This window comes from Escherichia sp. AM3, assembly GCF_032029835.1.
Lineage (GTDB): Bacteria > Pseudomonadota > Gammaproteobacteria > Enterobacterales > Enterobacteriaceae > Escherichia > Escherichia coli.
Genome location: NZ_JAVUPQ010000049.1, coordinates 1 through 11,344 on the forward strand (window position 1 = coordinate 1; position 11,344 = coordinate 11,344).

Annotated in this window: 5 protein-coding genes; 1 reads left to right on the forward strand and 4 read right to left on the reverse strand. The window is 52.9% G+C overall.

The features are described from left to right. Nucleotides 1-146: 146 nt before the first annotated feature. Nucleotides 147-1,400: an N-acetylmuramoyl-L-alanine amidase AmiC gene (gene amiC, locus RTW80_RS16430; protein ID WP_032247828.1), complete on the reverse strand. Its 1,254-nt coding sequence runs from the start codon at nt 1,398-1,400 to the stop codon at nt 147-149. Between the two features lie 231 nt (nt 1,401-1,631). On the opposite strand from amiC, the gene argA reads away from it, so the two are divergent. After that, nucleotides 1,632-2,963 (forward strand): amino-acid N-acetyltransferase, encoded by a 1,332-nt coding sequence (argA, locus tag RTW80_RS16435; protein WP_000237947.1) that lies wholly within the window; start codon nt 1,632-1,634, stop codon nt 2,961-2,963. 61 nt (nt 2,964-3,024) lie between these two features. On the opposite strand, the gene recD is transcribed toward argA, so the two are convergent. The 3 genes from recD to ptrA are packed head-to-tail and all read right to left on the reverse strand — an operon-like array spanning nt 3,025 to nt 11,274. Next, complete coding sequence (gene recD / locus RTW80_RS16440) at nt 3,025-4,851, reverse strand: exodeoxyribonuclease V subunit alpha (protein ID WP_000775955.1); 1,827 nt, start codon at nt 4,849-4,851, stop codon at nt 3,025-3,027. Continuing rightward, complete coding sequence (gene recB / locus RTW80_RS16445) at nt 4,851-8,393, reverse strand: exodeoxyribonuclease V subunit beta (RefSeq protein WP_063119262.1); 3,543 nt, start codon at nt 8,391-8,393, stop codon at nt 4,851-4,853. The genes recD and recB overlap by 1 nt, the downstream gene beginning before the upstream one ends. Then, nucleotides 8,386-11,274: a pitrilysin gene (gene ptrA, locus RTW80_RS16450; protein WP_032247829.1), complete on the reverse strand. Its 2,889-nt coding sequence runs from the start codon at nt 11,272-11,274 to the stop codon at nt 8,386-8,388. The genes recB and ptrA overlap by 8 nt, the downstream gene beginning before the upstream one ends. Nucleotides 11,275-11,344 lie beyond the last annotated feature (70 nt).

Here is an 11,344-nt window from a genome sequence, read left to right on the forward strand (position 1 = left end):
GGGTGGAGCAGCCTGGTAGCTCGTCGGGCTCATAACCCGAAGGTCGTCGGTTCAAATCCGGCCCCCGCAACCAATTATTGAACACCCTAACGGGTGTTTTTTTGTTTCTGGTCTCCCATAAAAAAGCGCCATTCAGCGCCTTTTTATCATCCCCTTCTCGCCAGCGTCGCCCCATCGGCAAAATACGCTTTAATCCCCGCAAGAATAGACTCCGCAACTTCCTGCTGGAAAGTCGCCGTTTTCAGTTTACGCTCTTCCTCAACGTTACTGATAAACGCCGTTTCGACCAGAATGGAGGGAATATCTGGTGCCTTTAGTACGGCAAACCCGGCCTGTTCAACTTGATTTTTATGCAGCTTGTTGATTTTACCGAGCTTATTCAGTACCGCTTTACCAAACTTCAGGCTGTCGGCAATGGTCAGCGACTGTACCATATCGAACATGGTGTGGTCGACATAGCGGTCACCGCTTTTGCTCACGCCACCAATCAAGTCCGAGGCGTTCTGGGTTTGTGCCAGATATTTTGCCGCAGTACTGGTTGCACCTTTGGTTGAGAGCGCAAACACAGAGGAACCGCTCGGCTGACGACTGGTAAAGGCGTCGGCATGGATAGAGACAAACAGGTCAGCACGCTGTTTCTGGGCTTTTGCTACGCGCACTTGCAATGGAATGAAGATGTCTTCATTGCGCGTCATGTACACCTTCATATTGCCCTCTTTCTCGATCAGAGAGCGCAAACGGCGAGCTATTTGCAATACCACATCTTTTTCGCGCGTTTTGTATTTCCCCACCGCACCGGAGTCTTCGCCACCGTGGCCAGGGTCAAGCATAATGACAATCGGACGATCGCGCCCTGCTTTACCCGGTTGTGGACCACTTTGCGCTGGCGGCACCTGCTTTTCGAGGTCGCCTTTGTTGTAATCCTCCAGCAGCGCCAGCAGCGGGTCCTGCATATCCTGTGCATTGGCCGGATAGAGGTCCATCACCAGACGCTCTTTAAACCCGGCGACCGGCGCAAGGGCAAACAGCTGCGGTTTTACGTTTTGCTTTAATTCAAAAACCATCCGTACGGTTTGCGGGTCAAATTGCCCGACGCGCGCCGACTTGATGAACGGGTCGTCTGCACGAATTTGTGTCGCCATCCCCTTGAGTACCGAGTTCAGGTTTACATCTTCGATATCCACCACCACGCGTTCAGGGTTACTCAACGCGAACTGCTTATATTTCAGCTGACGATTTGATTCCACCGTCACGCGGGTGTAGCTGGACGCAGGCCAGACGCGCACCGCCACGACCTGGCTGACCGCAGCCAGACTGACCTGACTTACGCTCAATAGCCACATGGCACCCGCGCCTTGCAGTAAACGACGACGGCTGATTGCAGTGTTGGATCCTGACATGCCTCTCCCGAGCAAAAGAAATCTAAGCTGTGTAACAAGTAAACGACTAATTTGACCGGAAACTTTAGCGAAAGACGCATAATCTGTCATCTAATAAACGGTAAACATTCTTTTTATATTCACGGCATTACTGATAAAAAAGTCGCTCTCGCATAAAATTTACACTTGCACCCTGCGAAAAGACAGAATAAAAATACACTAATTTCGAATAATCATGCAAAGAGGTGTGCCGTGGTAAAGGAACGTAAAACCGAGTTGGTCGAGGGATTCCGCCATTCGGTTCCCTATATCAATACCCACCGGGGAAAAACGTTTGTCATCATGCTCGGCGGTGAAGCCATTGAGCATGAGAATTTCTCCAGTATCGTTAATGATATCGGGTTGTTGCACAGCCTCGGCATCCGTCTGGTGGTGGTCTATGGCGCACGTCCGCAGATCGACGCAAATCTGGCTGCGCATCACCACGAACCGCTGTATCACAAGAATATACGTGTGACCGACGCCAAAACACTGGAACTGGTGAAGCAGGCTGCGGGAACATTGCAACTGGATATTACTGCTCGCCTGTCGATGAGTCTCAATAACACGCCGCTGCAGGGCGCGCATATCAACGTCGTCAGTGGCAATTTTATTATTGCCCAGCCGCTGGGCGTCGATGACGGCGTGGATTACTGCCATAGCGGGCGTATCCGGCGGATTGATGAAGACGCGATCCATCGTCAACTGGACAGCGGTGCAATAGTGCTAATGGGGCCGGTCGCTGTTTCAGTCACTGGCGAGAGCTTTAACCTGACCTCGGAAGAGATTGCCACTCAACTGGCCATCAAACTGAAAGCTGAAAAGATGATTGGTTTTTGCTCTTCCCAGGGCGTCACTAATGACGACGGTGATATTGTCTCCGAACTTTTCCCTAACGAAGCGCAAGCGCGGGTAGAAGCCCAGGAAGAGAAAGGCGATTACAACTCCGGTACGGTGCGCTTTTTGCGTGGCGCAGTGAAAGCCTGCCGCAGCGGCGTGCGTCGCTGTCATTTAATCAGTTATCAGGAAGATGGCGCGCTGTTGCAAGAGTTGTTCTCACGCGACGGTATCGGTACGCAGATTGTGATGGAAAGCGCCGAGCAGATTCGTCGCGCAACAATCAACGATATTGGCGGTATTCTGGAGTTGATTCGCCCACTGGAGCAGCAAGGTATTCTGGTACGCCGTTCTCGCGAGCAGCTGGAGATGGAAATCGACAAATTCACCATTATTCAGCGCGATAACACGACTATTGCCTGCGCCGCGCTCTATCCGTTCCCGGAAGAGAAGATTGGGGAAATGGCCTGTGTGGCAGTTCACCCGGATTACCGCAGTTCATCAAGGGGTGAAGTTCTGCTGGAACGCATTGCCGCTCAGGCGAAGCAGAGCGGCTTAAGCAAATTGTTTGTGCTGACCACGCGCAGTATTCACTGGTTCCAGGAACGTGGATTTACCCCAGTGGATATTGATTTACTGCCCGAGAGCAAAAAGCAGTTGTACAACTACCAGCGTAAATCCAAAGTGTTGATGGCGGATTTAGGGTAAGCGATGAAAATCGTCGGATGCGACATGCGTAACACTCGTACGTCGCATCCGGCAATTACGTTTATTCCCGTGAACTAAACAACGCCGCCAGACCACTGCGCCGCTCAGTACGAGTGGCGATTGCCGCACTTAATATGCGCTCATCGGCATACAGCGACAGACGGCGACGCGCGCGGGTCACCGCGGTATAAACCAGCTCTCGCGTTACTACCGGCGTGCGTTGGCTCGGCAAAATCAACGCCGCATGGTCGAACTCCGATCCCTGCGATTTATGTACCGTCATCGCCCACGTAGTTTCGTGCTCTGGCAAGCGACTCGGTTGCACAGACTTAATATTGCCGTCCGGCATCGCAAACCAGACGCGCGTCCCCTGCCCGCGATCCAGCGCAATACCGATATCGCCATTAAACAACCCAAGCGCGCTGTCATTACGGGCAATCATCACCGGTCGACCTTCGTACCAACGAGAGTGCGGATGACGATGAATTTTGCGCTTCTGTTGCATAAACTGCTCAATTCGCTCATTCAGTCCAGCCACGCCAAACGGCCCTTCCCGCAGGGCGCACAAAAGCTGGTACTCATTGAACGCCTGAATGATTAAATCCGGCTCGGCACGCGCTTGCAGCAGATCCAGATAACGTCCGTAACCCGCAAGAGCTTCCTCAAGCATCGCAATATAATCTTCGCCGCTCTGTAAAAGCCGTTTTTCGATATCAGTAAAATCCTGCTGAAAAACGGTTTTCACTGCCGTTTTATCACCACGGTTGATCGCCGCAGCTAACTGACCAATGCCAGAATCGCTGCCGAAACGATAGCTTTTTTGCAGCAGGCAGAGACTGTCGCGCAAAGATGCCGCTTCTGTGCCGGTTCCTGCCGGAACGTGAGTCCCCGTCAGGCGGCTTAGCTGCCTGGCACGCTCGGCGGTAAAGCCCGCGTTGGCATAAGCGCAGATATCGCCCAGCACAGCCCCAGCCTCAACCGAGGCCAGTTGATCACGATCGCCGAGAAAGATCACTCGCGCATGATCGGGCAAGGCGTCGATCAGTCTCGACATCATAGGCAGATCGATCATTGACGCTTCATCTACCACCAGCACATCAAGATGCAGCGGGTTACCGGCATGATGACGTAAACGCTGGCTACCCGGCTGCGCGCCCAGCAATCGGTGCAAAGTGCTGGCATCTTCCGGAATGCGTTTCTTTTGTTCATCGGTCAGCGGTAACTGTCGCAAAGCCTTGCCGAGAGATTCGGTTAAGCGCGCGGCAGCTTTACCCGTTGGTGCAGCCAGACGGATACGGCAGCGTTCGCCGTCGGCCATTTGAATTAACGCTGCCAGCAACTTCGCTACGGTGGTCGTTTTACCGGTGCCAGGGCCGCCGGAAATCACCGAGATCCGCCGCGTCAGCGCCACTGCCGCCGCAACTTTTTGCCAGTTAATTTCATCGCTTACTGGAAAAAGTTTGTCCAGGGTTTGCGCCAGTAGAGCTTCATCAACCTCAATGGCATGATTCACTTCGTTGAAAAAGCGTGCCACTGTGCGCTCGTTACACCACATGCGATTCAAATAAAGACGATCGCCACAGAGGATCATCGGCGTGGGTTCATCTCCCCTGCTGACCGCTTGAGAAGCCAGCAAGCATTCTTCCCAATTTTGTAGCTCACCGATTTCACTGACACAGGTCGCCAACAGCGGATGCGACGCCTCGTTATTTTCCAGTCGTGAAAGCGGCAAACAAACGTGTCCCTCTCCGGCATCATGACTTAACAGTGCCGCCGCGAGGGTGACGGCAGGATGTTCATCTCCCGCCACGGTCAGGGCAAATTGCACATCCAGCGGGCGTAGCTGTTTGTGCTCCACAGCTTCCAGTAATTGCTTTTGCAATTTCATTACGCCTCCTCCAGGGTCATACCGGCAAACATCTCATCCATCAGGGCAATCAACCCGGCGTTGGGTCGGGTTGTGTAAATCCCCTGTTGCGGATGTTCTTTATCAACGCCACGCAGGAACAGATAAATAACGCCGCCAAAGTGGTGCTCATAGTCGTAATCAGCAATGCGATGGCGCAGATAACGATGCAGCGCCAGGGTATAAAGCTGATATTGCAGATCATAGCGGTGTGCCTGCATTGCCGCTGCCATAGCCTGTTGGGTGTAAGCCGAACTGTCTTCACCCAACCAGTTGGATTTATAGTCGAGCAGGTAATAACGCCCTTCGTGGCGGAACACCAGGTCGATAAAGCCTTTTAACATGCCACGTACCTGCATGAACTCCAGCGGCGGGCAGCCTGCGGATAGCGGGTCAAACTGGCGGATTAACGTATCAAGCTGACTGGCGATAAGCGGTTCACTAATCGGCAGATAAAACTCCATCTCCACCTGTTTATTGCGGGCGGAAAGTTGACTCAGGCTTACGCCGGTTTCATTGAGAGGTGCCTGGAGGACAGCCGTGATCCACTCGGTCAATACCGGTTCCCACTGCGATTCAAAGCCGCCGAGTTCCAGTTTTTCCCGCACCCAGTTTGGGTCAACCGGCTGGGTAAAATCCAGGTCTTCAAACAAACTGTGCAAGAACGTCCCCGGTGACGCACCGCGCGGAAACTGATGTGGTGTTAACGTCGGTTCTTCAACGACGCTGGCAACGCCTGCAGCATCGACATCCAGCCGAGGCATCAAATCCTGGGCGATACCGTGACCACGCTGTTGCAAACCAGAGTAGCTGGTGACGCGCCAGTTATCGCCGGGCAATCGTTGTAACGTCTTCGCATTCAGCTCTGCTGTAGAAACATCATTAACCTGCCAGGGTAGGTTATCACCAGTTTGTGCCGTTTGCCAGGCAATATCATCATCGCATAACGCTTCAATACAGGTGCGAAGCCCTGCCGCATCTTGCGGTTCCCCTTTTTGCAGCAAACGCCCGAGCGCACTTTGGTGGACGTCGGTGTCACCTTTTTTATCGCCACGACGGCGCACCAGCGGTGCAACGCCGAGACTGCAATGCCAAACCGAACGTGTCAGCGCCACGTAAAGCAAACGCAGATCTTCCGCCAGACGTTCGGCCTCCGCGAGGTCGACGCTTTCTGGCGCAGCATTAAGATCCAGAACTGCCTCAAACGAGTGGCGATCGTGATAAAACGCCTGCTCCTGGACGCGGAAATTGGTGATAAACGGCAGCCAGACCAATGGATATTCCAGCCCTTTCGATTTGTGGATCGTGACAATCTGCACCAGATGTTTATCACTTTCGAGACGCATTTGTTGGCTGGAGGCATTACTGTCTGGCTCGAGGATATGTTGCGATAACCAGCGTACCAGCGCATGTTCACTTTCCAGCTGCGTTCCGGCTTCTTGTAGCAGTTCGCTGATATGCAAGATATCGGTAAGACGCCGCTCACCGCCTGCCGTTGCCAGCAAGTTTTCAGCAATGTTACGCGCCGACATCAGCGCCCGCAGCATCGGCATAACGCCACGTTTGCGCCAGATTTGCCGATAACCATCGAACTCTTCGACTACCACATCCCACGCATGTTCGTCATTGTTCAGCGTTTCGATATCCAGCGCGTTCAGCCCCATCATTGACGTTGCCAGCGCACTACGCAGGGTGTTCTCACGTTCGGGCGTCATCACCGCCTGCAACAACCAAAGCATTTCCTGCGCTTCCAGAGTTTCAAAAACACTGTCGCGGTTCGAAAGGTAAACGGAAGGGATTTCCAGCAACGTTAAGGCATCGCGCACCTGGGCGGCCTCCTGGCGGCTGCGCACCAGCACACTGATGTCCGAAGCACGCACCGGACGCGCGTCGTCGCCGTTCATCAGCAACGCTTCGCCCCGCTGTCCGGCTTGTAGCCAGTCGCGGATTTGCGCAGCACATACCTGCGCCATGGTACTTTGATAATCGCCAACGCCGCAGCTTTCGCCTTCCATCAGCCACATTTTCATCGCAGGCTGTGTTTCACCTTTAAATACAAAACGTAACGCCTGATTTTTCCCGGCTGATTTCACTGGAATAAACGGTATTTCGCGAAACATGAACGCGTCATCAGTCTGGCTGAAAAGCTTATTCACGCTGTTCACCATTCCTGGTGCGGAACGCCAGTTGGTGTCTAAAGTGTAGTGGGCGTGAACTTCGCTACGCGCCTTCATATAAGTGAAGATATCCGCACCCCGGAATGCATATATGGCCTGCTTCGGGTCGCCAATCAGCAACAATGCGGTTTCCGGCTGATGGTGCCAGATACGGCGAAAAATTCGGTACTGCTGGGGGTCGGTATCCTGAAATTCATCGATCATTGCCACCGGGAATCGCGTACGGATCGCCGCTGCCAACACCTCACCGCTTTCGCTACGCAGCGCGGAATCGAGCCGACTTAACATGTCATCAAAACCCAATTCGCCACGGCGGCGTTTTTCACGCGCTACTGTTTCGCGGATCTCAGCCAATGCGCGGGTGATCACCAGATCGCGGATCGACAATGGTTCTGCAAGCAGTTGATCGATCGCCTCAAACAGTGGATGTCGCGGGGTTTCCCCCCCGGCTTTCGTGCGATCTTCTAAGAAACGCTGGGAGAATTTTTCCAGCGACTCTGGCAACTGATAACTGTTGGTCTCTTCTTCTGCCCAGGCGCTGATCTTGTCGATCCATTTAGCCTGATTGCTACGGTTAAACTTGCGTCGATCAATACCAGAAGATTCGATCAGCGCATCCAGTTCACCCACTGCGTCGCGCCACTGCTGTTTTACCGTATCAATACGCGCCACAATTTGCGCGTGGCGGGAAGCCAGCGTTTCATCATCGGGCGGCGGTGCTTTGATAACCGGCGCTTCGCCTTGCAGATAACGATTAATATCGCGCAGCAACGCCTGCGGCCCTTTCCAGGTTTCAAAGACGACCTGGGCTATTTCACGCGGCAGCGGGTAGCAGTGGCGACGCCAGAAATCGGCGCAGGCCTGGTAGCGTAGCAGAGACTCATCTTCAATCAGCTGCTGCTCAAACAGCATACCGGATTCAAAGGCATTCAGGTTGAGCATGCGCTGGCAAAAACCGTGAATAGTAAAGACTGCCGCTTCATCCATCTGCCGTTCGGCTAACAACAACCACTGCGCGGCTTGCGCTTTATCGTCGATCTCTTCCAGCAGGCGTTCGTACAGTGGATTGTCGGTGGTTTCACGCAGACAGGCGATGCGCAACTCGTGGATATTGCTACGGATACGACCACGCAATTCTGCCGTGGCAGCCTCGGTAAAGGTGACCACCAGCAGTTCTTCAACGGTCAGCGGGCGGGGAAAGGCGGCGGAACCGCCTAGTCCAAGTAACAGGCGCAAATAGAGCGCCGCAATCGTAAAGGTTTTGCCTGTGCCGGCAGAGGCTTCAATCAGGCGCTCACCCTGTAAGGGCAAGCGCAAAGGATCTAGTGTCTCGGCGACATCACTCATTCTTTTCACTCATCAGGGGCATTGTTTGCTGCAACGCGCTGACGTTCTCCCACACTTTCCAGCCTTCAGGGTGTACATATTCGGCTTTCCCGTTCTGGCTGCCGGAAATCTGCGACAGAATAGCCATGCCTTGCGGCTCGACCACCGCCTGATGGAAGAAATCAGCAAGTTTTTGCGGCGTCAGCAGTTTTATCTGGGCCACGATTTTATCACGCGAATCGAAGCGCATATTGCCGCGATCGAAATCTTTACTTAACTTCGATGCTTCTTCGCCGAGCGTTTGCGGTGCCTGCAGCATCTGGGTAATTACCGCCTGCTGGATTTGCGCAAACTCATCTGGCTTCATCGCTCGCAATTTTGCCTCTGCGGTTGGGAAAAACGCCTTGTAACGCTCCCACAAGAATGAAGGCTGTTTATCATTGCTTTGCAAAAGGAAGCCCATGCCCCACTGACGCCCCACGCTCACTGGAAACGCAAACACGGCATAGCCCAATTGTTCTTCGGTACGCAACTGATTGTAGAACCACGGCTGTACGATCTGCCCCAACAGAGAGCTATAGGCTGAGCTGGTGTATTCATCGTAGCCAGTCGGTACAAATACCGCTGCCAGTGCGGAGTCGGTGCTGTTACCGGCTTTTTCAAAGATGACGGATTGTTTTTTATCGACCACTACATCTTTGTTTCGACACCACTCTGAACCATCAGCGCCCAACTGTTTTTGCACATCGCGTGCCAGCGTTGTTGCCTGGGCCTCGGTCATGTTGCCGATAACCATAAACTCTGGTCGAGCCCCTGATTTTAAGGCGTCGCGATAGGCCAGCACCTCTTTCAACGTAATGGAGGGCAAAATTTTACGCCGTTCATCTCGCGAGAAGTACGGCACTTGCGAGAGCATCTGCGCGGGCATAATCGCCTGCTCAAACGCTTTACCCTTTTCTGCGGAATCCATCATCTGGTTATACCAGGACTTCGCCTGCTCAAGCTGATCTTCCGTAGCGGTATAGCTAAAGTACCCCTCGAGCAATGCCTGGAACAGCTGCGGCAGACGCTGGGTGTAACCATTAGCATTAACCATAAGGCCGTTGTTAGCGTTGGTGGAAAAACTTATGCCACCAACCGACGCCTGGTTGCTTAACTGATCAAGCGCCAGCCCTGCGAGATAATCATTGAGCGCAAACATCACCTGATTGCGGGCGCTGTCCATGGCTTTCGGATTACGCAAAATCAGGCTGACATCAGCTTTGGGCTCGCTGGCAAAATAACGGCTTGGCGCATACACCACGCGCAGATTCGACTCATCAACAATCAGCTCTGGATGGTCGTATTTCTTCTCTGACTTAATCAGCGAGAAATCATCAGGAATATAAGGGTTAAGCTCTGGCAAAGAGAGCGCAATGTCGGCGGCTTTTTTCTGCCAGTCGGCGAAAGTTTGTGCGCTGATTTTATCGACCTGATACGGCGCATCGACAAAGTAAGCCGTTTTGTTGTGCGGCTCTTTCGGGCTGATATACCAGATACGCGCATTCTGCGGCGTCATCATCGCCAGACGTTCCTTTACTGCTTTAGCATCGTACCGATCGGCAATATTGACTGCATCCAGCGTATGCTCAACAGGAACGCGAATCATGGTATCTGCCAGCCATTCGACGTAATCCATATCACGGGTGATCGACGGATAACGGAAGTCGATATCCAGCACATTCGCCAGTTCATCGAAGTATTGTTTATCAATGCCTTTTTCACGTAACAGATTGAGATAGCTAAAAATTGCCGCCACAACCTGATCGCGATTAGCCAGGCCTTTATCGGTTAAAGACGCAGAGATCGCTAATACGCCGCTGTTGCCGTTGACGATAGGATCGGAGTTGGCGCTAATGCCCTCAACTAATCCCTGCTTTTGCAGCCAGTCAGAAAGTGTACCTGGGCTGCGATTGCCAATCAGATAGGTAATCAATTCATCGGTTTTACTACGGAACTTCGCTGAGTTGTTATCGATGCGAAACTCAACGCGCAACACTTTACGCGGCAGCGCAGGGACGTAATGAATGATAATGCCCTTTTGCGCGTCGGTGACTACCGGCACGGTGATTTCCGGTTTTTTGCTCTCTTTGTTCGGCACGCGACCAAAGGTGTCCGCCGCCATTTTTGCCAACTCCGGCAGCGGTTTATTACTGTAAATAACCGCCTTCATCAAATTGGCGGAATAGTACTTCTCGTGGAAATCTTTCAGCGCCTGCTGCACCGGATTACCAGGTTTGTCGCTTAAAGTTTCGAGGTTACCACCAGAAAACTTTGAACCGGGGTGTGCCGGGTTAATGGTTTCTGCGCTGACCTGTGCCATGCGCATCCCGTCACGCGTACGCGCCATGGTTAATTCAGCGTTCACCGCATTACGCTCACGTTCGGCATATTTCTTGTCGAGCAAAGGTTCAGCAATAGCATCGGCCAGGCGGTCTACCGCACCAGGCAAGGCGTCGTTCTCAACTTCCAGATAGAAAGCCGTGCGATACGGCGCAGTGCTGGCATTGTGACTACCGCCGTGCATTTTGAGATATTCGGCCAGACTGTCAGCCTGCGGGTACTTTTTCGACCCCATCAGACTCATATGTTCAAGGTAATGTGCCAGCCCCTGGTACGCCTCGGGATCTTCCAGCGACCCAACGGGCACCACCAGCGCCGAGAGCGATTTAACTGCCTGCGGATCAGAAACCAGCAAGACCACCATACCGTTATCCAGACGTATAGCCTGATACTGGCGGTTATCTTTATCACTTTTACGGATGGTTTCCTGAATCGGCTGCCATCCCGTTTCTGCCTGACTTAAGGGTGCCCAAAGGGCAACTAACAACAATAATGCTTTGAACCAGGTGCTGCGGGGCATTCACGGACCTCATAATCAACTTAATTTTCTGTCCAGATTCAACACGTTAACGCAAATCATCTGCCAGAAT

Bases quoted from the DNA above. Each gene is read 5' to 3' on its own strand.
- ptrA (WP_032247829.1), bottom strand. From the start codon at position 11,274: ATGCCCCGCAGCACCTGGTTCAAAGCATTATTGTTGTTAGTTGCCCTT.
- recD (WP_000775955.1), bottom strand. From the start codon at position 4,851: ATGAAATTGCAAAAGCAATTACTGGAAGCTGTGGAGCACAAACAGCTA.
- recB (WP_063119262.1), bottom strand. From the start codon at position 8,393: ATGAGTGATGTCGCCGAGACACTAGATCCTTTGCGCTTGCCCTTACAG.
- amiC (WP_032247828.1), bottom strand. From the start codon at position 1,400: ATGTCAGGATCCAACACTGCAATCAGCCGTCGTCGTTTACTGCAAGGC.